Origin of the sequence: Rhodoferax sp. BAB1 (assembly GCF_013334205.1) — a bacterium.
Classification (GTDB): Bacteria; Pseudomonadota; Gammaproteobacteria; order Burkholderiales; family Burkholderiaceae_C; genus Hylemonella.
Window position 1 is genome coordinate 2,203,904 of sequence record NZ_CP054424.1, and the last position, 25,078, is coordinate 2,228,981.

Annotated in this window: 27 protein-coding genes, 1 tRNA gene and 1 riboswitch; of the genes, 2 read left to right on the top strand and 26 right to left on the bottom strand. The window is 64.9% G+C overall.

What is annotated here, in order from left to right:
- Positions 1-6 precede the first annotated feature (6 nt).
- From nuoK to HTY51_RS10680, 18 genes are all read right to left on the bottom strand, one after another.
- Positions 7-315: an NADH-quinone oxidoreductase subunit NuoK gene (gene nuoK, locus HTY51_RS10595; RefSeq protein WP_174252711.1), complete on the bottom strand. Its 309-nt coding sequence runs from the start codon at positions 313-315 to the stop codon at positions 7-9.
- Positions 312-962 carry an NADH-quinone oxidoreductase subunit J gene (locus HTY51_RS10600; RefSeq protein ID WP_174252712.1) on the bottom strand — a complete coding sequence of 217 codons (651 nt, stop codon included), beginning with the start codon at positions 960-962 and terminating at the stop codon, positions 312-314. The genes nuoK and HTY51_RS10600 overlap by 4 nt, the downstream gene beginning before the upstream one ends.
- A 27-nt stretch (positions 963-989) precedes the next feature.
- The gene (gene nuoI / locus HTY51_RS10605) at positions 990-1,502 is read right to left on the bottom strand and encodes an NADH-quinone oxidoreductase subunit NuoI (RefSeq protein ID WP_174252713.1); all 513 of its coding nucleotides are present in this window, start codon (positions 1,500-1,502) and stop codon (positions 990-992) included.
- A 12-nt stretch (positions 1,503-1,514) separates the two neighbouring features.
- Positions 1,515-2,597 carry an NADH-quinone oxidoreductase subunit NuoH gene (gene nuoH, locus HTY51_RS10610; RefSeq protein WP_174252714.1) on the bottom strand — a complete coding sequence of 361 codons (1,083 nt, stop codon included), beginning with the start codon at positions 2,595-2,597 and terminating at the stop codon, positions 1,515-1,517.
- Positions 2,594-4,708 carry an NADH-quinone oxidoreductase subunit NuoG gene (nuoG, locus tag HTY51_RS10615; protein ID WP_174252715.1) on the bottom strand — a complete coding sequence of 705 codons (2,115 nt, stop codon included), beginning with the start codon at positions 4,706-4,708 and terminating at the stop codon, positions 2,594-2,596. The genes nuoH and nuoG overlap by 4 nt, the downstream gene beginning before the upstream one ends.
- A 13-nt stretch (positions 4,709-4,721) precedes the next feature.
- Complete coding sequence (nuoF, locus tag HTY51_RS10620; RefSeq protein ID WP_174252716.1) at positions 4,722-6,074, bottom strand: NADH-quinone oxidoreductase subunit NuoF; 1,353 nt, start codon at positions 6,072-6,074, stop codon at positions 4,722-4,724.
- Positions 6,074-6,562, bottom strand: coding sequence for an NAD(P)H-dependent oxidoreductase subunit E (nuoE, locus tag HTY51_RS10625; RefSeq protein ID WP_174252717.1), 489 nt, complete (start codon positions 6,560-6,562; stop codon positions 6,074-6,076). The genes nuoF and nuoE overlap by 1 nt, the downstream gene beginning before the upstream one ends.
- Positions 6,559-7,812 (bottom strand): NADH-quinone oxidoreductase subunit D, encoded by a 1,254-nt coding sequence (locus HTY51_RS10630; RefSeq protein ID WP_174252718.1) that lies wholly within the window; start codon positions 7,810-7,812, stop codon positions 6,559-6,561. Before HTY51_RS10630 ends, nuoE begins: the two co-directional genes overlap by 4 nt.
- A 2-nt stretch (positions 7,813-7,814) precedes the next feature.
- Positions 7,815-8,423 carry an NADH-quinone oxidoreductase subunit C gene (locus tag HTY51_RS10635; RefSeq protein WP_174252719.1) on the bottom strand — a complete coding sequence of 203 codons (609 nt, stop codon included), beginning with the start codon at positions 8,421-8,423 and terminating at the stop codon, positions 7,815-7,817.
- A gap of 10 nt (positions 8,424-8,433) precedes the next feature.
- Positions 8,434-8,913 carry an NADH-quinone oxidoreductase subunit B family protein gene (locus HTY51_RS10640; protein ID WP_057675293.1) on the bottom strand — a complete coding sequence of 160 codons (480 nt, stop codon included), beginning with the start codon at positions 8,911-8,913 and terminating at the stop codon, positions 8,434-8,436.
- 117 nt (positions 8,914-9,030) lie between these two features.
- Positions 9,031-9,390 (bottom strand): NADH-quinone oxidoreductase subunit A, encoded by a 360-nt coding sequence (locus HTY51_RS10645; protein ID WP_174252720.1) that lies wholly within the window; start codon positions 9,388-9,390, stop codon positions 9,031-9,033.
- Positions 9,391-9,445: 55 nt separating this feature from the next.
- Positions 9,446-9,530, bottom strand: a tRNA-Leu gene (locus HTY51_RS10650).
- Between the two features lie 114 nt (positions 9,531-9,644).
- Positions 9,645-10,049, bottom strand: a complete 405-nt coding sequence (secG, locus tag HTY51_RS10655) for a preprotein translocase subunit SecG (RefSeq protein WP_174252721.1) — start codon at positions 10,047-10,049, stop codon at positions 9,645-9,647.
- A gap of 36 nt (positions 10,050-10,085) precedes the next feature.
- On the bottom strand, positions 10,086-10,829 hold the full coding sequence (tpiA, locus tag HTY51_RS10660) for a triose-phosphate isomerase (RefSeq protein WP_174252722.1): 744 nt from the start codon (positions 10,827-10,829) through the stop codon (positions 10,086-10,088).
- Positions 10,830-10,908: 79 nt separating this feature from the next.
- A complete protein-coding gene (locus HTY51_RS10665; protein ID WP_174252723.1) occupies positions 10,909-11,928 on the bottom strand; it encodes an NAD(P)H-quinone oxidoreductase in 1,020 nt (339 codons plus the stop codon).
- A gap of 67 nt (positions 11,929-11,995) precedes the next feature.
- The gene (pnp, locus tag HTY51_RS10670; RefSeq protein ID WP_174252724.1) at positions 11,996-14,119 is read right to left on the bottom strand and encodes a polyribonucleotide nucleotidyltransferase; all 2,124 of its coding nucleotides are present in this window, start codon (positions 14,117-14,119) and stop codon (positions 11,996-11,998) included.
- 217 nt (positions 14,120-14,336) lie between these two features.
- Positions 14,337-14,603, bottom strand: coding sequence for a 30S ribosomal protein S15 (gene rpsO, locus HTY51_RS10675; RefSeq protein WP_057675287.1), 267 nt, complete (start codon positions 14,601-14,603; stop codon positions 14,337-14,339).
- A gap of 163 nt (positions 14,604-14,766) precedes the next feature.
- Complete coding sequence (locus HTY51_RS10680) at positions 14,767-15,924, bottom strand: pyridoxal phosphate-dependent aminotransferase (RefSeq protein ID WP_174252725.1); 1,158 nt, start codon at positions 15,922-15,924, stop codon at positions 14,767-14,769.
- Positions 15,925-16,139: 215 nt separating this feature from the next.
- On the opposite strand from HTY51_RS10680, the gene HTY51_RS10685 reads away from it, so the two are divergent.
- Positions 16,140-16,499: an Hsp20/alpha crystallin family protein gene (locus HTY51_RS10685; RefSeq protein WP_174252726.1), complete on the top strand. Its 360-nt coding sequence runs from the start codon at positions 16,140-16,142 to the stop codon at positions 16,497-16,499.
- A gap of 107 nt (positions 16,500-16,606) precedes the next feature.
- On the opposite strand, the gene HTY51_RS10690 is transcribed toward HTY51_RS10685, so the two are convergent.
- The 8 genes from HTY51_RS10690 to HTY51_RS10725 are packed head-to-tail and all read right to left on the bottom strand — an operon-like array spanning position 16,607 to position 24,063.
- Positions 16,607-17,068 carry a hypothetical protein gene (locus HTY51_RS10690; RefSeq protein WP_174252727.1) on the bottom strand — a complete coding sequence of 154 codons (462 nt, stop codon included), beginning with the start codon at positions 17,066-17,068 and terminating at the stop codon, positions 16,607-16,609.
- 38 nt (positions 17,069-17,106) lie between these two features.
- Positions 17,107-18,162 carry a tRNA (adenosine(37)-N6)-threonylcarbamoyltransferase complex transferase subunit TsaD gene (tsaD, locus tag HTY51_RS10695; protein ID WP_174252728.1) on the bottom strand — a complete coding sequence of 352 codons (1,056 nt, stop codon included), beginning with the start codon at positions 18,160-18,162 and terminating at the stop codon, positions 17,107-17,109.
- Positions 18,163-18,187: 25 nt separating this feature from the next.
- Positions 18,188-18,967: a 3-oxoacyl-ACP reductase gene (locus HTY51_RS10700; RefSeq protein ID WP_174252729.1), complete on the bottom strand. Its 780-nt coding sequence runs from the start codon at positions 18,965-18,967 to the stop codon at positions 18,188-18,190.
- A gap of 17 nt (positions 18,968-18,984) precedes the next feature.
- Entirely contained in the window at positions 18,985-19,971 is a 987-nt protein-coding gene (locus HTY51_RS10705) for an ABC transporter substrate-binding protein (protein WP_174252730.1), read from the bottom strand.
- 10 nt (positions 19,972-19,981) lie between these two features.
- On the bottom strand, positions 19,982-20,737 hold the full coding sequence (locus HTY51_RS10710; protein ID WP_174252731.1) for an ABC transporter permease: 756 nt from the start codon (positions 20,735-20,737) through the stop codon (positions 19,982-19,984).
- Positions 20,734-21,489 (bottom strand): ABC transporter ATP-binding protein, encoded by a 756-nt coding sequence (locus tag HTY51_RS10715; RefSeq protein WP_371733780.1) that lies wholly within the window; start codon positions 21,487-21,489, stop codon positions 20,734-20,736. Before HTY51_RS10715 ends, HTY51_RS10710 begins: the two co-directional genes overlap by 4 nt.
- Positions 21,490-21,508: 19 nt before the next feature.
- A complete protein-coding gene (locus tag HTY51_RS10720) occupies positions 21,509-22,960 on the bottom strand; it encodes an acyl-CoA reductase (protein WP_174252733.1) in 1,452 nt (483 codons plus the stop codon).
- Complete coding sequence (locus HTY51_RS10725) at positions 22,957-24,063, bottom strand: long-chain fatty acid--CoA ligase (RefSeq protein ID WP_174252734.1); 1,107 nt, start codon at positions 24,061-24,063, stop codon at positions 22,957-22,959. The genes HTY51_RS10720 and HTY51_RS10725 overlap by 4 nt, the downstream gene beginning before the upstream one ends.
- 57 nt (positions 24,064-24,120) lie before the next feature.
- A riboswitch (TPP riboswitch) is annotated at positions 24,121-24,252 on the bottom strand.
- A gap of 63 nt (positions 24,253-24,315) precedes the next feature.
- On the opposite strand from HTY51_RS10725, the gene HTY51_RS10730 reads away from it, so the two are divergent.
- The gene (locus tag HTY51_RS10730; protein ID WP_174252735.1) at positions 24,316-24,960 is read left to right on the top strand and encodes an ANTAR domain-containing response regulator; all 645 of its coding nucleotides are present in this window, start codon (positions 24,316-24,318) and stop codon (positions 24,958-24,960) included.
- The last annotated feature ends 118 nt before the right edge of the window (positions 24,961-25,078 follow it).

Consider the following 25,078-nt stretch of genomic DNA (forward strand, 5'->3'; position numbering starts at 1 on the left):
TAACCTTTAACCCTTGAGCTCGTTGAGTTCGTCCACGTTGATGCTGGACTTGTTGCGGAACAGCAGCACCAGGATGGCCAGGCCGATGGCCGATTCGGCCGCGGCCACGGTGAGGATGAAGAACACGAAGACCTGGCCGTGCATGTCACCCAGGTAGTGCGAGAAGGCGACGAAGTTCAGGTTGACCGCCAGCAGCATCAGCTCGATGGCCATCAGCAGCACGATCAGGTTCTTGCGGTTCAGGAAGATGCCGACCACCGCGATGGCAAACAGCGCGGCGCCCAGCGTCAGGTAATGGCCCAGGGTCAGAGTCATGGCTTGGTCTCCTCGGGCGCCGCCGGCGCCGGGGGGGCAGCGCGGGTGGGCTCGACTTTCACGATGGACATGCGCTCGCTGGCGCGCACGCGCACCTGCAGCGAGGGGTCAATGGCCTTGCTGTCCTTGCGCTGGCGCAGGGTCAGCGCGATGGCGGCGATCATGGCCACCAGCAGGATGGCGGCAGCCACCTGGACCGGGTAGACGTATTCGGTGTAGAGCAGGATGCCCAGTTCCTTGGCGTTATCGACTTCTGCCATCGGCTGGCCGACCACCTGGGCCATCGCCGGTTCGTCGCTCACGCGAAAACCCGTCAGCAGCACGGCGCCCATCTCCAGCACCACCACCGCGCCCAGGGTCGCGGCCAGCGGCAGGTGCTTCCAGAAACCCTGGCGCAGCTGGTCGATCTTGATGTCCAGCATCATGACCACGAAGAGGAAGAGCACCATCACCGCGCCCAGGTAGACCAGCACCAGGGTGATGGCCAGGAACTCGGCCTTGAGCAGCAGCCAGATGCCCGAGGCCTGCGAGAAGGCCAGCATGAGGAAGAGCACGGCATGCACGGGGTTGCGTGCCGTGATCACCCGAAGGGCTGACAGGATCAGCACGATCGAGAAGAGGAGGAAGAAGCCGGTTTTGACGTCCATGATCGGTTCGTAGTGGTTCGTGGCGCCTTAGCGGTACTTGGCGTCGGCCGCCTTGGCCGCAGCGATCTCGGTCTCGTAGCGGTCGCCCACGGCCAGCAGCATGTCCTTGGTGAAGTACAGGTCGCCGCGTTTTTCGCCGTGGTATTCGAGGATGTGGGTCTCGACGATGGAGTCCACCGGGCAGCTTTCCTCGCAGAAGCCGCAGAAGATGCACTTGGTCAGGTCGATGTCGTAGCGTGTGGTGCGGCGACTGCCATCCTGGCGCACTTCGGACTCGATGGTGATGGCCATGGCCGGGCAGACGGCTTCGCACAGCTTGCAGGCGATGCAGCGCTCTTCACCATTGTCATAACGGCGCAGCGCGTGCAGGCCGCGGAAACGCGGCGACAGCGGGGTCTTCTCTTCGGGGTACTGGATCGTCACCTTGCGGGCGAAGGCGTAACGGCCCGTCAGGGCCATGCCCTTGAACAGCTCCACGAGCATGAAGCTCTTGAAGAAGTCCTTGAGGGAAAAGGCGGTATTGCTTGAAGCGGCTTGCATGTCGTCAGCCCCTTAGTTCCAGATGTTCCACGGCGTCTGCATCCAGATGCCGACGACGAGCAGCCACACCAGGGTGACCGGGATGAAGATCTTCCAGCCCAGACGCATGATCTGGTCGTAACGGAAACGCGGGAAGGTGGCGCGGATCCAGATGAACATGGACACCACGACAAAGGTCTTCAGCCCAAGCCAGATCCAGCCGGGGATCCAGTTGAACAGGGCGCTGTCGATGGGCGGCATCCAGCCGCCCAGGAACATGATGACGGCCAGGATGGAGACCAGCCACATACTGGCGTATTCGGCCAGGAAGAAGATGGCGAAGCCCATGCCCGAGTACTCGACCATGTGGCCAGCCACGATCTCGGCCTCGCCCTCGACCACGTCAAAGGGGTGGCGGTTGGTCTCGGCCACGCCGGAGATCAGGTAGACGATGAAGATGGGCAGCAGGGGCAGCCAGTTCCAGGAGAGGAAACCCAGGCCCATGTCGGCGAAGTAGCCCTGCCCCTGACCCAGCACGATGTTGGTCAGGTTCATGCTGCCCGAGACCATGAGCACCACCAGGAAGCAGAAGCCCATGGCGATCTCGTAGCTCACCATCTGCGCCGAGGCGCGCAGCGCGCCCAGGAAGGCGTACTTGGAGTTGGATGCCCAGCCGGCGATGATGACGCCATAGACCTCGATCGAGGTGATGGCCATGATCAGCAGCAGACCCACGTTGACGTTGGTCAGCGCCACATCAGGGCCGAAGGGGATCGCCACCCAGGCGGCCAGGGCCGGCATGATGGCCATGATGGGGCCGAGCCGGAACAGACCACCGCTCACCGCGCTGGGCGTGATGATTTCCTTGGTCAGCAGCTTGAGCGCATCGGCGATGGGCTGCAGCAGGCCGAAGGGACCCACGCGGTTGGGACCAAAACGCACCTGCATGAAACCCAGCAGCTTGCGCTCCCACAGCGTCAGGTAGGCGACCGCACCCATCAGCGGCGCGAGCACGGCCACGATCTTGATCAGGATCCAGAGCACCGGCCAGGCCAGGGTGGCCCACCAGCTGGCGGCAATCAGGTTCAGGCCGCCGTTGTAAAACGCATCGATCATGCGGCTACCCCTTGTTCACGGGCGTCGGCCGTCAGCTGCAGCGACGGCGCGCGACGGACCAGGCCGTCGAGTTGGTAGATGGAAGCCACCACCGGCTCACCTGCCGTGGCAGCGACGTTGATGCCGGCCTGCGTGGCGTTGGACAGGTTCGCCGCCTTGGTCGTGGCCGCAGCCAGCACCTCCTGCGAGGACTCGAAGTCGAAGCTGTTCAGGCCCAGCAGATTGCCCAGCACGCGCAGCACCTTCCAGGCCGGGCGTGTCTCGCCCAGGGGCTTGACCACGGCATGGAAACTCTGCACCCGGCCTTCGGCGTTGACGAAGCTGCCCGAGGTCTCGCTGAAAGGCGCGATGGGCAGCAGCACGTCGCTGAAGGCCAGATTGGTCTTGAAGGGGCTGAGCGTGACAACCATCTCGGCGGCGTCCAGCGTGGCGGCAGCGGCCTGGCCGGCAGCCGTGTCGTACTCAGGCTCGACGGCCAGCAGCACGGCCGCCTTGAGCTTGCCACCCGTCAGCATCTGCGCAGCGTTCAGGCCGGCGGCCTGCGGCTGGGCACCGACCCACTGCGCGCCCACGGTGTTGGCGGCTTCGGTCAGGTAACCCACGCTGGCACCAGTCTGTGCACCGATCCAGTTGGCCAGGGCCAGCAGGCTGGAAGCGTTGGCATGGTGTGCCGCGGCATTGCCCAGCAGCACGGCCTTGCGTTCGCCACCCAGCAGGGACTTGGCGATGGCCTGGGCTTCGGGCGTGGCCTGGCCGGCGGCCGGAGCGGTGACACCCTTCTCTGCCGCGATGGCCGCGGCCACATTGGCCAGGGCCTGCGCCCACTGCGCGGCCGGCGTCACCTGTGCTTGAGCCACGTTCATGGCCCAGGCATCGGCGCTCGGGTACAGGCTCTTCGAGGTGATGGCGCTCACCTGCGCGCCATGGCGCACGGCCTGGCGGATACGCTGCGCGAACAGCGGGTGGTCCTTGCGCAGGTTGGAGCCGACCACCAGCACGCGCTGCAGCTGCGTGAGTTCGGCAATCGGCAGGCCCAGCCAGCGCACGCCCTCGGCCTTGCCGAATTCAGCGTTGCGCAGGCGGTAATCGATGTTGTCGCTGCCCAGGCCGCGCAGCAGGCCGGCGGCCAGGTACAGCTCTTCCAGCGTGCTGTGCGGGCTGACCAGGGCGCCGATGCTGTTGGCACCGTGATCGTTCTTGATGTTCTTCAGGCCGTTGGCCACGTACTCGAGCGCGGTCTGCCAGTCGACTTCCTTCCACTGGCCACCCTGCTTGAGCATGGGCGTGGTCAGGCGGTCGGCGCCGTTGAGGGCTTCGTAGGAGTAACGGTCACGGTCGGCGATCCAGCACTCGTTGACGGCGTCGTTCTCCAGGGGCACGACACGCAGCACCTGGTTGTTCTTGACCTGCACGATCAGGTTGGCGCCGGTGGAGTCATGCGGGCTGACCGACTTGCGGCGGCCCAGCTCCCAGGTGCGGGCCTGGTAGCGGAAGGGCTTGCTGGTGAGCGCGCCGACCGGGCAGATGTCGATCATGTTGCCCGACAGCTCGGAATCCACTGAGTGGCCGACGAAGGTCTCGATCTCGGAATGCTCGCCGCGGTGGCTCATGCCGAGTTCCATCACGCCAGCGATCTCCTGGCCGAAACGCACGCAGCGCGTGCAGTGGATGCAGCGGCTCATCTCCTCCATGGAGATCAGCGGGCCCACGTCCTTGTGGAAGACCACGCGCTTTTCTTCCTGGTAGCGCGAGGCAGAACCGCCATAACCCACGGCCAGGTCCTGCAGCTGGCACTCGCCGCCCTGGTCGCAGATGGGGCAATCCAGCGGATGGTTGATCAGCAGGAACTCCATGACCGACTTCTGCGCCTTGAGGGCCTTGTCGGTCTTGGTGCGCACGATCATGCCCTGCGTGACGGGGGTGGCGCAGGCCGGCATGGGCTTGGGCGCCTTCTCCACATCCACCAGGCACATGCGGCAGTTGGCCGCGATGCTGAGTTTCTTGTGATAGCAGAAATGCGGGATGTAGACGCCAGACTTCTCGGCCGCATGCATGACCATGCTGCCTTCCTGGATCTCCACCTTCTTGCCGTCGAGTTCGATTTCAACCATGGTGTGCTCTGCCTCAGACGTAAGCGGGGACCAGACAGGTCTTGTGCTGTACGTGATGTTCGAATTCAGGCCGGAAGTGCTTGATCATGGCGCGCACCGGCATGGCCGCCGCGTCACCCAGCGCGCAGATGGTGCGGCCCTGGATGTTCTCGGCCACGTTGTCCAGCAGGTCCAGGTCTTCCGGGCGGCCCTGGCCGTTTTCGATGCGATCGACCACGCGCGAGAGCCAGCCCGTGCCTTCGCGGCAGGGTGTGCACTGGCCGCAGGATTCGTGCATGTAGAAGTAGCTCAGGCGTTGCAGTGCCTTGACCATGCAGCGCGTCTCGTCCATCACGATGACGGCGCCCGAGCCCAGCATGGAGCCGGCCTTGGCGATGGAGTCGTAGTCCATCGTGCACTGCATCATGATGTCGGCCGGCAGCACCGGGGCGGAGGAACCGCCGGGAATCACGGCCTTGAGGCGTCTGCCGCCGCGCACGCCACCGGCGAGCTCCAGCAGCTTGGCGAAGGGCGTGCCCATGGGGATCTCGTAATTGCCCGGGCGCTCGACGTCGCCGCTGATCGAGTAGATCTTGGTGCCGCCGTTGTTGGGCTTGCCGCATTCGAGGTAGGCCTGGCCGCCGTTGCGGATGATCCAGGGCACGGCCGCGAAGGTCTCGGTGTTGTTGATGGTGGTCGGCTTGCCGTACAGGCCGAAGCTGGCCGGGAACGGCGGCTTGAAACGCGGCTGGCCCTTCTTGCCTTCGAGCGATTCGAGCAGCGCGGTCTCCTCGCCGCAGATGTAAGCGCCGAAGCCGTGGGCCGCATGCAGCTGGAAGCTGAAGTTGCTGCCCGCGATGTTGTTGCCCAGCAGGCCGGCGGCACGCGCCTCTTCCAGCGCGGCCTCGAAGCGGTCGTAGGCGGAGAAGATCTCGCCGTGGATGTAGTTGTAGCCCACCGTGATGCCCATGGCATAAGCCGCAATGGCCATGCCCTCGATCACGATGTGCGGGTTGTACATGAGGATGTCGCGGTCCTTGCAGGTCCCGGGCTCACCCTCGTCGGAATTGCACACCAGGTACTTCTGGCCCGGGAACTGGCGCGGCATGAAGCTCCACTTCAGGCCGGTGGGGAAACCGGCGCCGCCACGGCCGCGCAGGGCGGATTCCTTGACGGTGGCAATCACCTGGTCTTGCGTCAAGCCTTCACCGCCATCCTTGCCCAGGATCTTGCGCAGGGCCTGGTAACCACCGCGCGCCTCGTAGTCCTTGAGGTGCCAGTTGCTGCCGTTGAGGCCGGCGTAGATCTGGGGCTCGATGTGGCGGTTGTGGAAACAGGTCTCGGTGCCGGTGGCGGCGAACTGCGAAAGGAATTTTTCGACCGACATCACTTGGCCCCTCCAGCCTTCAGGCCGTCGATCAGCTGGTCCAGCTTGTCGTTGCTCATGAAACTGCACATGGTGCGATCGTTGACCAGCAGCACCGGCGCGTCGGCGCAGGCGCCCTGGCATTCGCTCTGCTGCAGGGTGAACAGGCCGTCGGCCGTGGTCTCGCCCATGTGGATGCCCAGCTTGTGCTCGAGGTGGTGCAGTGCCTTCTGGCCGTCGCGCAGCTGGCACGGCAGGTTGGTGCAGACGTTGAGCTTGTACTTGCCCAGCGGGCGCTGGTTGTACATGTTGTAGAAGGTCGTGACCTCGTGCACGGCCATGGGCGCCATGCCCAGGTAGGCGGCGACTTCGGCCTCGCTGTCGGTGCTGACAAAACCCAGTTCCTGCTGCACGATGGACAGGCAGGCCATGACGGCCGACTGCTTCTGCTCAGGCGGGTACTTGGCGACTTCCTTGGCGAAGCGCCCTTTGATGGACTCAGAGATCATCGGTCAATCTCTCCAAACACGATATCCAGGGTGCCGATGATGGCCACGGCGTCGGCCAGCATGTGGCCGCGGGCGAGTTCATCGAGCGTGGCCAGGTGGGCAAAGCCCGGGGCACGAATCTTGAGGCGGTAGGGTTTGTTGGCACCGTCGCTCACCATGTAGATGCCGAACTCGCCCTTGGGGTGCTCGACGGCGGCATAGGCCTCGCCGGCGGGCACGCGGAAACCTTCGGTGAAAAGCTTGAAGTGGTGGATCAGCTCTTCCATGTTCGACTTCATGGCCTCGCGAGCCGGCGGCGCCACCTTGTGGTTGTCCGTGATGACGGGGCCGGGGTTGGCGCGCAGCCAGGCCGAGCACTGCTGGATGATGCGATTGGATTCGCGCATCTCCTGCACACGCACCAGGTAGCGGTCGTAGCTGTCACCGGTCTTGCCCACCGGGATGTCGAAGTCGACACGGTCGTAGGCATCGTAGGGCTGGGTCTTGCGCAGGTCCCAGGCGATGCCCGAGCCGCGCAGCATGGGACCGGTCATGCCCAGGTTCAGGGCCCGCTCGGCGGTGACGACGCCGATGCCGACCGTGCGCTGTTTCCAGATGCGGTTGTCGGTCAGCAGGGTCTCGTACTCGTCCACGCACTTGGGGAAACGCGCGCAGAAGTCGTCGATGAAGTCCAGCAGCGAACCCTGGCGGTTGGCGTTGATCTCGGCCACGGCGCGGGCATTGCGGATCTTGTTGACCTTGTGCTGCGCCATGCTGTCGGGCAGGTCGCGGTAGACGCCCCCCGGACGGAAGTAGGCGGCGTGCATGCGCGCGCCGGAGACAGCCTCGTACATGTCGAACAGGTCTTCGCGCTCGCGGAAGGTGTAGATCAGGATGGTGGAGCTGCCGCAGTCGTTGCCGTGCGAGCCCAGCCACATCAGGTGGTTGAGCAGGCGCGTGATCTCGCCGAACATGGTGCGGATGTACTGCGCACGCAGCGGCACTTCCAGGCCCAGCATCTTCTCGATGGCCAGGCAGTAGGCCTGCTCGTTGCACATCATGGACACGTAATCGAGACGGTCCATGTAAGGCAGCGACTGGATGTAGGTCTTGCTCTCGGCCAGCTTTTCGGTGGCACGGTGCAGCAGGCCGATGTGCGGGTCGGCACGCTGCACGACCTCGCCGTCGAGCTCGAGCACCAGGCGCAGCACGCCGTGGGCGGCCGGGTGCTGCGGGCCGAAGTTCAGGGTGTAGTTCTTGATTTCGGCCATGATTATTTCAATCCGCCGTAGTTGTCTTCACGGATGATGCGCGGCGTGATCTCGCGCGGTTCGATGCTCACCGGCTGGTAGATCACGCGCTTGAGTTCGGCGTCGTAGCGCATCTCGACATGGCCGGACAGGGGGAAGTCCTTGCGGAAGGGGTGGCCGATGAAACCGTAGTCGGTCAGGATGCGGCGCAGGTCGTCGTGCCCTTCGAACACGATGCCGTAGAGGTCGAAGGCCTCGCGCTCGTACCAGTTGGCGGCACGCCAGACCTCGGTGAGCGTGTCCACCACCGGAAAGTCGTCATCGGCCGCAAAGACCTTGAGGCGCAGGCGCTGGTTCAGGCTGACGGACAGCAGGTGAGAGACGACGCAGTAACGCGCGCCCTCCCAGGCGCCCTCGCCCCAGGCGGAGTAGTCGACACCGCAGAGGTCGATCAGCTGTTCGAAACGGCAGTCGGGTGCATCACGCAGGATGCGGGCTGCGGCCAGGTAGTCCTGGGGGGCAACCTCGACGGTGACCTCGCCCAGCCTGACGTCGACACGGCGCGCCTTGCCGCCCAAAGCGGCGGTCACGGTGTCCTTGAGAGCTTCGGGATTAACGGCAAAAGCAGTCATCAATGGTTCCTCAGACGCGGGCGATGGTCTGCGTGCGGCGGATCTTCTGCTGCAGCTGGATGATGCCGTAGATCAGGGCCTCGGCCGTGGGCGGGCAGCCCGGCACGTAGACGTCGACCGGCACGATGCGGTCGCAGCCGCGCACCACCGAGTAGCTGTAGTGGTAATAACCTCCACCGTTGGCGCAGGAGCCCATGGAGATGACCCAGCGCGGCTCGCTCATCTGGTCGTAGACCTTGCGCAGGGCCGGGGCCATCTTGTTGCACAGGGTGCCGGCCACGATCATCAGGTCGGACTGGCGCGGGCTGGCACGGAAGACCTCGGCACCGAAGCGGCCGATGTCGTAACGGGCGGCTGCCGCATGCATCATCTCGACCGCGCAGCAGGCCAGACCGAAGGTCATGGGCCAGAGCGAGCCGGTCTTGGCCCAGTTCACCACCGTGTCGTAGCTGGTGGTGACGAAGCCTTCTTTCATCACGCCTTCAATCATGACGAATATCCTTAATGACCTTGTTGAAACCGTCAGTCGCCGCCGGGCCGCCCCAAGGTGACTGGGCCCCCTCGGGGGGCAGCGCAGCACACGAAGTGGCAAGCGTGGGGGCCATATTCATTCCCAGTCCAGGGCGCCCTTTTTCCACTCGTAGACAAAGCCCACGACGAGGATGGCGATGAACACCATGGCGGCCCAGAAACCCACCGCACCCACCTCCTTGAGCGCCACGGCCCAGGGGAAGAGGAAGGCGATTTCCAGGTCGAACAGGATGAACAGGATGGCAACGAGGTAGTAGCGCACGTCGAACTTCATGCGCGCGTCTTCGAACGCTTCGAAACCACACTCGTAGGGAGAATTTTTCGCCGCGTCGGGGCGATTGGGGCCCAGGATGTAGCCGATGACCTGGGGGATGACGCCGACGGCAATGCCGACCAAGATGAACAGAAGGACGGGAAGGTACTGATCGAGGCTCATCTTGAATGCTGATCACCGTTGGGCCGCCCGGGTTGTACCCGGACGGTCATTTATATGGTGCCGTCGGCGAGACTCGAACTCGCACAGCTTTCGCCACTACCCCCTCAAGATAGCGTGTCTACCAATTTCACCACGACGGCTTGTCTCTGTTGCCAGACTTGCATGAGGGCCTGATAGCTCACCCGGCAAGCCTTGGAGTTTACTCCGAAATCACCCCTCTTCCCGGGGAGAAGTTCCGGAATTCTTGACTCAGGTCATCGTGCCGGAATCTGCGCCGGGCCCGGCACAACGGGAGCTGCGGGGGCGGACGCGGGAGCGGCATCGACCGGTACCGTCGTGCCCGGAATCTGGGCTGCCGTTTCCGGCGCCGCCGGCGCGGTCACGGCACTGCCTTCGAGCACGCTGCCGGTGCTGGCCGGGCGCACATTGCTGAAATAGGCCAGCGCCAGAGTGCTCACGAAGAACACCGTGGCCAGCACGGCCGTGGTGCGCGAAAGAAAGTTGGCGCTGCCGCTGGCGCCGAACAGGCTGCCCGACGAGCCGCTGCCGAAGGCCGCGCCCATGTCGGCGCCCTTGCCATGCTGGACCAGGATCAGGCCGATCATGGCCACGGCCGTGACGATCTGCACCGTGATGATGATGGTGACGATGAAACTCATGTTTACTCCTAAATTCGTAGCAATCGAGCGGCTGCTTCAGCCGGCCGCGGAAATGATGGCGAGGAAATCGGGGGCCTTGAGCGAAGCGCCGCCGATCAGGCCGCCATCGATGTCGCTCTGGGCCAGCAGCTGCGCGGCATTGGCCGCGTTCATGCTGCCGCCATAGAGCAGCTTGATGCGCTCGGACTGCGGCGTGGCCGCCTTGAGCTGCGCACGCAACACGGCGTGCACCTGCTGCGCCTGCTCGGGACTGGCAGTCTTGCCGGTGCCGATGGCCCAGACGGGCTCGTAGGCCACGACGACCTCGCTGATGCAGTGGCCATTGAGGTGGATCACCGCGGCCAGCTGGCGCTTGACCACCTCCTCGGTCTTGCCTGCCTCGCGTTCGGCCAGGGTCTCGCCCACGCAGACGATGGGCGTGACGCCGCCGGCCAGCGCGCGCTGCGCCTTGGCGGCCACCACGGCATCGGTCTCGCCGTGGTACAGCCTACGCTCCGAGTGGCCGACGATGGCGTAACGCACACCGAAGTCCTTGAGCATGGCCACGGACACTTCGCCCGTGTAGGCACCCAGTTCATGCTGCGAGACGTCCTGCGCCCCCAGCTCCACCGGGCTGGTGGCCAGCAGCATCTGGCACTGAGCCAGATAAGGAGCAGGCACACAGACGGCGATGTCACACGCCGGGTCCTTCAGGCCGGACAGCAGACCCTTGAGCAGGGCCTGGTTGGCCGCCAGGCTGCCATTCATCTTCCAGTTGCCGGCGATCAGCTTCTTGGTCATAGCGCCCCCACGCTTGTCATTTCATGTACTGCGCTGCCCCCCTCGGGGGCCTTCGCGCCTTGGGACGGCCCGGCGGCGCTCATGCTGCACTCCAGGTCAGCACGATCTTGCCGATGTGCTGGTTCGATTCCATCAGCGCATGCGCGCGTGCCGCACCGCTGCCGGTGGGATCCTTGGCGTCCACGGCCGCGTAGGTGCTGTGGATCACGGGCTTGACCTTGCCAGCCTCGATCAGCGGCCAGGCATGCTTCAGGCAGGCCTGCGCAATCGCCTGCTTGAAGGCGATGGGGCGCGGACGCAGCGTGGAACCGGTGATGGTCAGGCGCTTGCGCAAGACCAGGCCCGCGTTGAAATTGCTCTTGGTACCGCCCTGCACGGCGATGATGACGATACGACCATCCTCGGCCAGGCTCTCGACCTCGCGCGCGACGTACTCGCCGCCCACCATGTCGAGGATCACGTCCACACCCTTGCCATCGGTCAGGCGCTTGACCTCGTCCTTGAAGTCTTGCGTCTTGTAGTTGATGGCATGGTCGGCGCCCAGTTTCAGGCAGGCGGCGCACTTGTCGTCGCTGCCGGCCGTCACGATCACTTTCGCACCCATGGCCTTGGCCAGCTGGATGGCGGTGACGCCGATGCCACTCGACCCACCCTGGATCAACAGCGTCTCGCCGGCCTGCAGGCGACCGCGGTCGAACACATTGCTCCAGACGGTGAAGAAGGTCTCTGGCAGCGAAGCCGCCTCGACATCACTCAGGCCCTTGGGGTACGGCAGGCACTGCGCGATGGGTGCGGTGCACAGCTCGGCATAACCGCCGCCAGCCACCAACGCGCACACCTTGTCGCCCAGCTTGAAACCGGCTTGCGCCAGGGCCGCGGCATCACCGCCCACGATCGCGCCGGCCACTTCGAGGCCGGGGATGTCGGAGGCGCCCGGTGGCACCGGGTAGTTGCCGGTGCGCTGGAACACGTCGGGCCGGTTGATGCCGCTGGCGACCACGCGGATCAGCAGCTCACCTGCACCCGGCACCGGGTCGGGGCGCTGGCCCAGACGCAGCACCTCGGGCGCACCGTAGGAAGTGATTTCGATGGCTTTCATGGTCTCTCGCTCCGACAGCGCCTGCGGACCCGCCGCAGGACGCCGTCGTCAGGGTGACAAAGTCGGATCAGGCCTGTTCGCCGCCGTTGTTCTGGGCCGGACGGTCCAGCAGCGCCTTCATGGACAGCTTGATGCGACCCTTCTCGTCGGTCTCCAGCACCTTGACCTTGACGATCTGGCCTTCGGACAGGTAGTCCGTGACCTTCTCGACACGCTCGTGGGCGATCTGGCTGATGTGCAGCAGGCCGTCCTTGCCGGGCAGCAGGTTGACCAGGGCACCGAAGTCCAGGATCTTGGTGATCGGGCCTTCGTAGACCTTGCCGATTTCGACTTCGGCGGTGATCTCGGTGATGCGACGCTTGGCTTCCTCAGCCTTGGTGGCGTCGGTGGCGGCGATGGTGATGGTGCCGTCTTCCTCGATGTTGATCTGGCAGCCGGTCTCGTCGGTCAGCGCGCGGATCACGGCGCCGCCCTTGCCGATCACGTCACGGATCTTCTCGGGGTTGATCTTCATGGTGAAGAGCTTGGGCGCGAAGTTGGAAACTTCGGTCTTGGCCTCGCCCATGGCTTCCTGCATCTTGCCCAGGATGTGCATGCGGGCTTCCTTGGCCTGGGCCAGGGCGACCTGCATGATTTCTTTGGTGATGCCCTGGATCTTGATGTCCATCTGCAGGGCATTGATGCCGTTGGTGGTACCGGCCACCTTGAAGTCCATGTCGCCCAGGTGATCTTCGTCACCCAGGATGTCGGTCAGCACGGCGAAACGGTTGCCGTCCTTGATCAGGCCCATGGCGATGCCGGCCACGTGGGCCTTCATCGGCACGCCGGCGTCCATCAGCGACAGGCAGCCGCCGCAGACGGAAGCCATCGACGAGGAACCGTTGGACTCGGTGATCTCGGACACCACACGCATGGTGTAGGGGAACTCTTCCTTGCTCGGCAGGCAGGCCACCAGGGCACGCTTGGCCAGACGGCCGTGGCCGATCTCGCGGCGCTTCGGGGTGCCGAAACGGCCGGCTTCGCCGGTGGCGAAGGGAGGCATGTTGTAGTGCAGCATGAAGCGGTCTTCGAACTCGCCGGCCAGCGCGTCGATGCGCTGCGCGTCGCGCTCGGTGCCCAGCGTGGCAACCACCAGGGCCTGGGTCTCGCCGCGCGTGAACAGGGCGGAACCGTGGGTACGGGGCAGCACGCCGTTGCGGATCTCGATGGGGCGCACGGTACGCGTGTCGCGGCCGTCGATGCGCGGCTCGCCGGCCAGGATCTGGCTGCGCACGATGCGCGCTTCGATGTCGAACAGCATGCCTTCGACCTTGACGCTGTCGAACTCGACGCCGGACTCTTTCAGGTCGGCCATCACGACGGCATAGGTCTCGCGGCAGGCGTGGGTGCGGGCCTGCTTGTTGCGGATCTGGTAGGCGGCGCGCAGCTTCTCTTCGGCCAGCGCATTGACCTTGGCGATCAGGGCCTCGTCCTTGGCCGGGGCCTTCCAGTCCCAGGCCGGCTTGCCGGCGTCACGCACCAGCTCGTGGATGGCGTTGATGGCGATATTGCCCTGCTCGTGGCCGAACACCACGGCGCCCAGCATGATCTCTTCCGACAGCTGTTGCGCTTCGGATTCCACCATCAGCACGGCGGATTCGGTACCGGCGACGACCAGATCCATCTGGCTGTCCTTGAGCTGGGTCTGGCCCGGGTTCAGGACGTATTCGCCATTGATGTAACCCACGCGCGCGGCACCGATGGGGCCGTTGAAGGGGATGCCGCTGATGCTTAAAGCGGCGCTGGTGGCGATCATGGCGGCGATGTCGGCCTGCACTTCGGGGTTCAGGCTCACGACGTGCACGATCACCTGGACTTCGTTGTAGAAGCCTTCGGGGAACAGCGGACGGATCGGGCGGTCGATCAGGCGGCAGGTCAGGGTCTCCAGCTCGCTGGGACGGCCTTCACGCTTGAAGAAGCTGCCGGGGATCTTGCCGGCGGCGTAGGACTTCTCGGTGTAGTCCACCGTCAGGGGGAAGAAGTCCTGGCCCGGCTTGGCGCTCTTGGTGGCCACCACGGTGGCCAGCACCACGGTGTCGTCGATGTTGACCAGCACGGCACCGGTGGCCTGGCGGGCGATTTCGCCGGTTTCCATGGTGACCGTGTGCTGGCCCCACTGGAAGGTCTTGCTGACTTTGTTGAACATGGTCATGTGTTTTCTCCTGTATGGATCAAGGGAGGTCTAAGCCGCCTCCCCTAGGGCTCGAAGCCACATCACAGAACACGATGCCATTCCAGAGAAAGTCGAGGAAATTCACCCGATTTCCTCTGGAATGACACAGCTTCGCTCTGTTCCTGTCTGCTCCGAAGTACAAAGCGCCTGAGCTAGAAATCCAACTCAGGCGCTCCTGTTCATCTGTCCGGGGCGATTACTTGCGCAGGCCCAGCTTGGTGATCAGCGCGCTGTAACGGTCGAAGTCCTTGGACTTCAGGTAGTCCAGCAGCTTGCGGCGACGGCTCACCATGCGCAGCAGACCGCGACGGCCGTGGTGGTCCTTGGCGTGGGTCTTGAAGTGCGGGGTCAGTTCGTTGATGCGGGCGGTCAGCAGGGCGACCTGGACTTCCGGGCTGCCGGTGTCGGTAGCGGAACGGGCATTGGCCTTGACAACTTCGGCCTTGATGCTGGTAGCGATCATTTCTATTTCCTGTCATGCGGGACGAAACCGGCCGCTTTCGGTCGGGACGTCCCAGGGTTTACAACTTGCGTCAGCGGCTGGAACTGCTACTGACGTGCGCTCTGCAAGCCTTGGCAGGCCGCAGAACCATGGAATTATAGCCCAAACCGCGAGACGGTAGTGCCTACTTACGTTCCAGCCACCCACGCAGCCGCTCCACACCCAGCACCAGGCGCTGCGGGTCCTTGGACGCAAAGCACCAACGCAGCCAGCCCTGGGCCTCCGGGGCAAAGGCCTCGCCCGGCGCCAGGCCCAGGCCGGCCTCGCGCACCAGGCGCTTGGCCGTGGCCAGGGAGTCGTCATGGCCGGCTAGGCGGAAAAAGGCGTACATGCCGGCCGCGGGCTTGGCCAGCTCCACACCCGGCAGGGCCTGCAACAAGGGCACCAGGGTGTCGCGGCAGGTTTTAAGGTGGGCCACGACCCGCGGCGTGATCTCAGCCGCACGCTCCAGCGCCACCTGGGCGGCACGCTGGGTGAAGACGCTGGCGCAGGAGGTGTTGAACTCGATCAGCTTGCCCACGTCGTGGGTGATGGCAGGCGGCAGCACCAGCCAGCCCAGGCGCCAGCCTGTCATCAGGAAACTCTTGGAAAAGCTGTGCACCACGACCAGCCGGTCTTCGGAGGAGGCGATGTCCAGGAAACTGGGCGCGCAGCCATTCGGCGAGGTTTCATAGAAAAGCTGGGAATAGACCTCGTCCGCCACGATCCAGGTGCCGGTCTTGCGGCAATGGTCCAGGATGCGCTGCTGCTCCTCGCGCGTGAGCGTCCAGCCCGTGGGGTTGCTGGGCGCGTTGAGGATCAGCACCTTGGTGGCCGGGGTCACTGCGGCCAGCAGCGCCTCCAGGTCCAGCGTCCAGGCGCCCGCCACGGGCTTGAGGGGGATGGGCTTGAGCCGTGCCCCCAGGATGAGCGGCTGCGCCGTGAGGTTGGGCCAGACCGGGGTCACGATGGCCACCTCGTCACCCGCTTCCAGCAGGGCCTGCATGGCGATCATCAGCGCGTTGACACCGCCCGAGGTCACGGCAATGCGGTCCGGCGCCACGGTGCCGTGCAGGCGACTCAGGTGCAGGGCAATCGCCGCGCGCAGCTCGGGCAGGCCCAGGTTGTGGCTGTAGAAGGTCTCGCCCTTACTAAGAGAATCGATGGCCGCCTGGCGCACGAAGTCGGGGGTGACCTCGTCGCCCTCACCGAACCAGAAGGCCAGCACGTCGCTGCGGCCGATGCCGGCATTGGCCACTTCACGGATTTTGGATTCTTCCAGGTCAAGGATCACTTGTCGCATGTCTTCTCCCTCACAAGGGCTTGATTGTGCCGCCTGGCCGGAACGTGCGCAGCGGCCGGGCATGGCGACAGCGCCCCCATTTTCAAGACCCGGCCCCGAAAAATTTGCCCCTCGCCCCGGGCCTTGAAAACTTTTCACCCCGTGCCCAGTTATGCCCTGCGGCCGGCAGTGCCTCCGCACACCGAGCCACCCCTTAACACCACAGGAGTTCAACCATGCTGTTTGTTCCCGTCATCCGCCGTTCCGCTTTCTCCCCCTCGCTGCGCGCCTTCGACCGCTTCTTCAATGAGTCCGCACCGGCCGAGCAGCCGGCCAGCGCCGCCGAAGACAAGGCTTACGAGCTGAGCTTCGACGTGCCCGGCGTCAGCCGCGAGCAGCTGTCCATCGGCATCGAAGGCAATGTGATCCGCATCGAAACCCTGCCCGAAGCCAAGCGCCAGTACAAGGCCGCCTACGAGCTGCCGCAGGACATTGATGTGGCCAAGAGCGAAGCCAAGCTGGACAACGGCGTGCTCACGCTCAAACTGGTCAAGGTTCAGCCGGCAGACAAGACCGTCAAGCTGGCGATCAACTGATCCTCACCTCCCAACAAAAAGGCCGCGAAATTCGCGGCCTTTTTGTACGTTCAACTTTGGATTTGAGCCACCACTGCAACTAGTTTGGTAGAGCACCCTACTAAGACCTAGTGCGCAAGCTGCATGTACTTCGAAAAATAAGCATCGAGAACGTCGTACTGAGACATAAACCATTTCTTGATCTCTGACTGCTCGCGAACATTCTTTGTACGTTCATCACCAACACCAACCCCCTCTAGCTCTGCTTGAAGACAAGCCAGCCGAAGTGCCTGGTGATAAAGCGCCTTGTGAAGATAGTCTTCAATTTCCGCATCTAAAAGCCACTTTGCCTCACGGGTCGCGGCCAAGAACTTGAATGTCTCTTCGTCCTTCGCTCGTCCAGACGTCATGATTCCGGCAAGCAAGTCTCGTGAAGCGGCGTAGACAGAGAACCGTCGATCAAAAAGCTCCAGTTTTAGTTTGTTTTGCCCGAGACGCCACTGCCGAAATGCAATGAATGCGCCAAACACCGCAACGATTGGTGTCAACAGCGCCGATGAATAGGCAGTCCAATGAGGATCGCAGGTCATGCTATGTCTCCGGAGATAGAGAAGAAGCTACTCAGTCCTCAAACGGACTGGCTGATCGCATCCAGCGGCCAGCGCGGCTTGACCTCGAAGGTATAGGCGCGGGTCGCTTCCTGCATGCCGGCCTGCAGGCGCATGGCGGCAGCCATGGCGATCATGGCGCCGTTGTCGGTGCACAGGTGCAACTCGGGGTAGTGCACACGCACCTTGAGTTTCTGGCATTGGGCATTGAGTTGTTCGCGCAATTGCCGGTTGGCGCCTACGCCGCCGGCCACCACCAGCCGCTTGAGCCCCGTTTCTTTCAGCGCGGACAGCGATTTTTTCACCAGCACTTCCACGATGGCGGCCTGCGTGGAGGCAGCCAGATCGGCCTTGCGTGCTTCCAGTTCGCCACCCAGGCGTTGCGCCTGCGTCAGCACCGCGGTCTTGAGACCGGCAAAAGAGAAATCCAGGTTGCCGCTATGCAGCAGCGGGCGCGGCAGCTTGAAAGCCGCACCGTCGCCCTGCTCCGCCAGCTTCGCCAGCGCCGGGCCGCCGGGGTAACCCAGGCCCATGAGCTTGGCCGATTTGTCGAAGGCTTCGCCTGCCGCGTCGTCGATGGTCTCGCCCAGGATTTCGTAGCGCCCCACGCCATCCACTCGCATGAGCTGGGTGTGACCACCGGAGACCAGCAGAGCGACGAAGGGGAACTCGGGCGGGTCGGCGCTCAGGAAGGGCGAAAGCAGATGGCCTTCAAGGTGATGCACACCCAGCACGGGCTTGCCCAGGGCTGCACCCAGCGCACAGGCCACGCCTGCGCCCACCAGCAGCGCACCGGCCAGGCCAGGGCCGCGGGTGTAGGCCACCACGTCGATGTCTTTCAGGGTCTTGCCAGCCTCGGCCATGACCTGTTTCGTCAGCGGCAGTACACGGCGGATGTGGTCGCGGCTGGCCAGCTCGGGCACCACGCCACCATAGGCCTGGTGCATCTCGATCTGGCTGTAGAGCGCGTGCGAGAGCAGTTGCGGCACCGGGCCGCCCTGGCTTTGCACCAGGGCCACGCCGGTTTCGTCGCAGGAGGATTCGATGCCCAGGATCAGGGGCGCAACATCAGACATGAAGCGAGTCTAAGCGAATGACCGCTTACTTCATCACTAAACCACCATCGACCACCAGCACCTGGCCCGTGACAAAACGGCTCCAGTCCGAAGCCAGGAAGAGCACCGGCCCCGCGACGTCTTCAGGCCGGGCGATGCGGCGCAAAGGCGTCTGCGCCACGATGGCCTCTTTCACATCCTCTTTGGTCGCGCGGCTGGCGTCGGTCGGGTAGACCAGACCCGGCGCCACGCAGTTGACGCGTATGCCCAGGGGGCCCAACTCGGCCGCGAGGTTGCGGCTAAAGCCCACGAGTGCCGACTTGGCCGTCGCATAGTCGTGATAGGCCACGACCGGACGCTCGACCAGATCGCTGGCCAGGTTGACGATGCAACCTTGCGCGCGCTGGCGCATGCCGGGCAGCACGGCCTGGCAGACGTTGTACGTGGCGCGCACGGCACCGTCGAACTGGGTCTGGTAATCAGTCCACCCGGTTTCCCAGAAGCGCTTGCGCTGCTCGGGGTCGAAGCGGTAGGGGGCGAAGGCGTTGTTGACCAGCACGTCGATGCGGCCCAGTTCGGCCTGCACCTGGACCACCAGGGCCTGCACCTGGGCCGGGTCGTTGACGTCGGCGCGGATGGCCCAGGCATCGCCGCCTCTTGCAGCGCCCGTGGCCTTGCACTGCGCCACCACCGCGTCGGCGGCGGCCTCGTTGCGCAGGTAGTTGACGACCACGAAGCCACCCTCGGCCGCGAAGGCCTGGGCAATGGCTGCGCCTATGCCGCGGCTGGCGCCCGTGACGAGGATGACCTTGCCTGCGAAGTCCATGATGCGTCCTGAAAGCTCTATTTGCGCGGCAGCAGGTCCTGGCTGACGACGTCCTTCATCTTCAGCTCACGCTGGATCAGGCCGATCTTCTTCCAGGCTTCGGCGCCCTTTTGCAGCATGTCGACGTCGATGGCGCCCAGGCCGTTCTTCTGCGTCAGCGGCGAGACGCTCGACGCATTGCGCAGCTTGATGACTTCCAGGTTCACGGCTTCGTTCTGGCCGTTGATGGCGCGCTTGACCGCCAACGCGGCGGCTTCCTGCGGCTGGGCGATCATCCACTGCGCGCTGTCGCGGTAAGCCGCCAGGAAACGCCTGAGCACGTCCTTCTTCTGCTGGTACGTTTCTTCGCGCACCACAAAGATGTCGCTGGAAACATTGAGCGAATTGCGCACTTCCATCACGTTCACCTCGCCCACGCCTCTGGCGCGGGCCACCAGCAGGCCGGTGTCGGTGGCGGCGGCGGCGTCCACCTGGCCTTGCATCAGCGGTGCGAAGTTCAGCAGGCCGGTGACGACGATGGTCACGTCCTTTTCGCTCAGGCCGGCCTGGTTCAGCAGCAGTTGCAGATTGGTCAGCGTGCCGCTGGACAGGCTGTAGACACCGATCTTCTTGCCCTTGAGGTCCGCCGGTTTCGTGATGCCGCTGCTCTTGAGCGCCACCACGTTGAAGATGTTCTGCGGGTAGATGTCATAGATGACGCGCAGCTTCTCACCCTTGTCCAGCGCGGCGTAGAGCGAGCCGGGGTCGGTGAAGGCCACGTCGGCCTGGCCGCTGAGCAAGTTGCGAACGGCATCGCCACCCCCGGTGCCGGGCATGAAGACCATGTCGATGCCCTGGGCGCGGAAGAAGCCCTTGTCGGGCTCGACCAGCAGGTTGGTGATCTCGGAGATGGGACCGCCCCAGCCGGCGATCGTCACCTTGTCCAGCTTGGCCTGGGCCCGGGCGCCGGTGCACAGGGCACCGAGTGCAAGCGCAGCAAGGGTGCGCAGGAAATGTCGTTTCATGGTGTCGTCCTCAAAGGTTGGATGAATAAGGTCGCAGCAAGCGACGCTCCAGCCAGAGCGTGGCCTCGTACAGCAGCAGGCCGATCAGCGTGATCAGCAGCAGCACGGCAAACATCAGCGGCGTGTCCATGGAGCCCTGGGCGGCGATGATCAGCGCGCCCAGGCCCTTGCTGGCGCCTATGAACTCACCCACCACGGCGCCCACCAGCGCCAGCACCACGGCCACGCGCAGGCCGGCCAGGATAGCGGGCAGACAGGCGGGCACCTTGAGCCGCCACAGGGTCTGCCAACGGGTCGCGCCCAGCATGCGGAAGAGTTCGAGACGCGCGGCGTCCACCTGGGCGATGCCGGTCAGCGTGTTTTCCAGCAGCGGGAAGAAGCAGATCAGCGCGGTGATGACCACGGTGGGCACGGTGCCGAAGCCGAACCAGACGATGAAGAGCGGCACCAGCGCCAGCTTGGGCACGACCTGGCTGGTCACCACATAGGGCATGAGCACACGGCGCAGTGCGGCCGACTCGCCCAGCAGCACGCCGCCGGTGAAACCCAGCACCACGCCCAATGCCAGCCCCAGACCCAGCTCCAGCAGGGTCTGGGCCATGTGCGGCCAGAGGTAGCCCGTCAACACGCCGCGCAGCAACGCCGCGCCGATCACGCTGGGCGCCGGCAGCACCAGCGGCGAGAATTTGAAAGCCGACACGGCCCACTCCCAGGCCAGCAGCAGGACGAGCAGCAGCGCGAAGGCCAGCAGACGCGGGTACCTCATGCGCCCTCCCCGTCCATGGCGTGCCGCAGTTCGGCGCAGATGGCGTTGAAGGCCGCGCCGTAGCGCAGCTCACGCCCACGCGGACGCGGCAGGTCCACACGGATGTCGTGACGGATGCGGCCCGCGTCCATCACCGCCACGCGGTCGGCCAGGTAGACCGCCTCGGCAATGTCGTGCGTGACAAAAAACACCGAGGTGCCGCGCGCACGGCACATGGCCTGCAGTTCGTCCTGCAGTTCCTCGCGCGTGATGGCATCGAGTGCGGCAAAGGGCTCGTCCATCAGCAGGATGGGCGGGTCCAGCAGCAATGCGCGTGCAATCGCCACACGGCTCTGCTGCCCGCCCGAAAGCTGACGCGGATGGTGACGCAGGTAAGCACCCAGGCCCATCTGCGCCAGCAACTGTTCGGCGCGCGCCCGGTCGGCGTCCGTTGGCGTGCGCTGCAGGGTCAGGGGCAGGAGCACGTTGTCCAGCACCGTGAGCCAGTCCAGCAGCGTGGGCTGCTGAAACACAAAACCCGTGCCCGGGCCGGGGGCGTGGACAGCCTGCCCCTGCAGGCGCACCACTCCGGCATCGGGTTGCAGCAGGCCCGCGGCCAGCTTGAGCAGCGTGGTCTTGCCGCAGCCGCTGCGCCCCACCAGGCAGTGGAACTCGCCGGGCGCGATGTCCCAGTCCACGCGCTGCACCACCGGCGGCCAGCCGGGGAAGGTGTAGCTCACCTGCTGCATGTCGAGGAAGGGCGTGGCGCTCATGGGCATATCTCAATCGCGCTCAATCACGATAGGGCGCATAAGCCTCGGCCGCATCCTCGGCCGACTGTTCGAGCTCGACCATGCGCACCAGATCCAGCAGGCTGAAACGCCCGTCGTGGTGCCAGCCGGCCTCGGGCGCGGTCATCTGGCCCAGGGCGCAGATGCGCGTGGCACCGGCCGCCCCCAGCCGCTCGGCCAGCATGTGTAATTCCTGCGGCGCAGCGGCCAGGCCCACGGTCTGCAGCACATCGCGCTGTACGGCCAGCAGGGGCACGGTTTCTTCCAGATGGTCCACGGCCTGCACCTGCACCGTGCGGTTCAGCGCGCAGGGCAGCAAGGCGCTGGCCTGTTCGGCATAGGCCACGCACCAGGCCGCATCCGCGTCGCCCAGCAGTTCCACCCCGGCACCGGCAAAACCTTGCATCTCCTGGCCCTGGCGCCAGCCGGCGACGCTGGCCGCTTCTTCCAGTGTCAGGGTACGGCGCGCAAATTTATGCTGGAGCGCGGCCAGTTCACCGGCCAGCTGCTGCGCGAATTCGCGTGGCGTGACCCGGCCGCCGCGCGCCACGTAATAGGTGTGCGGTGAATAACAGCCCTGCTGCTCGTAGCGCACCACGTCCAGCGCGGCCGCGCGGGCGACGGCCTGCACATGCTGCACATTGAGTGCGGCGGCCGACACCAGGCCCACGCTGAGCTTGTGGCCATGCGGCAGGAAACGCGTGCTCACCGGCACCTGCGCGCGCAAGGCCGTCAGCGTGTCGTTGCCGCCGTAGGCCAGCACCGTGTCGGCCTCGGCAAAGAGCGCCCGCTCACTGGCCGTGTCCCCGCCCTTGAACCAGACGATGGCCAGCACCTCGGCCAGACGCGGCTCCACCTCGGCCAGCAGGCGCGCGAACAGGGAAGCGAACAGGGGCTCGGCACTGGCCACCTTGCCAATGGCCGGCGCCTTGACCAGCAGGCCGCAGACCAGGCTCCACAGCGGCAGGCCCGGCACATTGCCGGCCCATACGTGCACCAGCAGCTCGGGGCCGAGCGCGCGCGCCATGCCGCCCTTGGCGCGCGGCTGGAATTCGTCGAGCAGCTTGGGGTTGCTGAAGTCCTCGGCCACGAAACGCTGCAGCTGCGGCGCACGAAAGGTCTTGAGGTAGGCGTTGAGGCCCAAACGCACCATCTCGGCGTCGAAGCCACTGATGCGCGGCAGCAGCAGCTCCAGTTCCAGACGATAAGGGTCGGCGGGATTGAGCAGGCGCTCGATGGCGCGGTCGATGGCCGCGATGATCTGCGACACCGGCATGGACTTGAGCTGCGTGCGCCCCTGGTTACGCACGTGTGCGGCCAGCGTGTGCAGCTGGGCCGGCGTGAGCTGCGGCACGACCACATCGACCTGCTGTGCCCCTGCGCCAAAGCTCAACGTGTGCCACTGCACCTCGCTGGACTTCAGGCCCGGCAGATAACCGGCGGTGACTTTCATGCCCGTGCAGCTTTCAAAAACTCATCCACCGCCAGCGAGCAGCCCTTGGCCTGCGCACCCTGGGCGCGGCCCAGCAGCAGGAAACCGCCGTCCACCGCCACGCCCACGTCCTCGGTGAGGATGGTGATGACGGAGTTGAAGTTGCCCAGGTCCGTGTGGGCCAGGATGCCGCGCTCACCCCGAGGCATCTCCTGCCCGGTGAGCGGGTCCAGCACGCGCGTGCGGATCCAGTGCGGACCGGACTTGAGGGCCGGCAGCGTGGCATTGCCCGCGTCGTAGAACTGGGTGCTGAGCTCCGTCATGCCATACATATTGATGCAGGCGCTGCGCGGCACGCAGAAGGTCGATGCGAGCGCGTCGTAGAACGCGTCCATCTCCATCTCACGCGACTGGCCCTTGAAACCGCCGGTATCGAGCAGGCGGCTGCCGGCCGGCAATTTGAATTGCAGGCCGCGCGCCTGCAGTGCATCCATCAGGTGGACGAAGCTGTAGCTCGCGCCCAGCAGGGCGAAGGGCTCACCGCTGGCCTGCACCTGCGCCAGCGTGGCGCAGAGTGCGTCCACCTGCAGGCCCTCGGTGTCCAGGTAATAACGGCTCTCGGGTGTGCCGAAGTTGTGCAGGGCCAGCGCCAGGTAATGCGCCAGCGAGGAGTTGGGCATCAGCTGTTCGCTGGGGAAGAGGAGCCCCATGCGCATGCGGTCCTGCCCGCCCATGAAGCGCTGGCGGAAGTTCAGTGTCATGGACAGGTCGTACACCTGCAGATGCGGGTGGTAGTGCCGGCCCTTGACGTCGCCGCGCGTGGTGCCGCTGGTCATGAAAACGCGCTCGCAGGCCGCGGGCGGCGTGCAACTCAGCGTCAGGTCCTTGAAGCCGTTGATGGGCACGGCCGGAATGTCGCGCCAGTGTTTCACCGTGCGCGGCGTGCGGCCACGCTGCTGGCAGAACTTCTGGAAGGCAGCGTTGTGCCGGAACTGGTGGGTGAAGAGGCGCAGGGCCAGGGCATTGAACGCATCTTCGCCCGCATCGGCCTGGGCGATGAAGGCCAGCAGATCGGGAACGATGTCCGATGCTGGTTGCGACGATGGGTGTACGGACTCTGCCACGATAGCCTTTCCTGGTGTGCTTCGCACGTTGCTCCGAAAGGTGTGGCGGGGCCGGGGGGCCTGGCAAACAGCTCTTCTTACGTCGGCATGATCCGAGTCAAGTTCACGGGTTCGGTATCAGGGCCTGTCAAAGACAAACCTCACCATCTCAGCCCTCCACTTGCGCGGACGACACCCCGGAGCAGGGATAATTCTATGCCAAGCGGCAAACCTGCCGCCGTGTTTAGGCGTATTTCTTGCAAGCTGATCGATATGAATGAAGCCCTGCGCATCGTGGTGGTGACCTCGGATCTGGGGACGGGTGACTCCGGGGATGAGGACGCCGTGCAGCAGGCCGAGCGTTCGCGCAGCCTGCGCATCGGCCTGCTGGAAAGCGGCTTCAACCTCATCGCCTCGCTGCCGGCCGACGTCTTCCTCAACGAACGCCTGGCGCAGCTACAACCCGACCTGGTGATCGTCGATGCCGAGAGCGACGCGCGCGACGCGCTCGAGCACGTGGTGATGGCCACGCGCGATGCGCCGCGTCCCATCGTCATGTTCACCAACGACCAGGACACCTCGCACGTGCGCGCCGCCGTGGCCGCGGGCGTGACGGCCTACATCGTGGCCGGCCTCTCGGCCGAACGCATCCGCCCCATCCTGGACGTGGCCCTGGCGCGTTTCCAGCACGAGCAGGCCCTGCGTCAGGAACTGGCCGTGACCCGCAACGAGCTCGACGAGCTCAGCGCCGAGCTCAAGGACCGCAAGACCATCGACCGCGCCAAGGGCCTGCTCATGCAGCGCCAGGGCCTGAGCGAACAGGCCGCGTACGAGAAGCTGCGCAAGACCGCCATGGACAAGGGCATGAAACTGGCCGAGGTCGCCCAGCGCATGCTGGACGTGGCCGAACTGCTCTGAACCGGGACGGCCGTCTTCTTTTGGTGCGCCGCACCATTCCAGAGCGGCTCACCCCGGATGGCCGGCCCTTCAAACAAAACCCCATGAAATCAATGACTTGCAGCCTGGCCAGGCACGC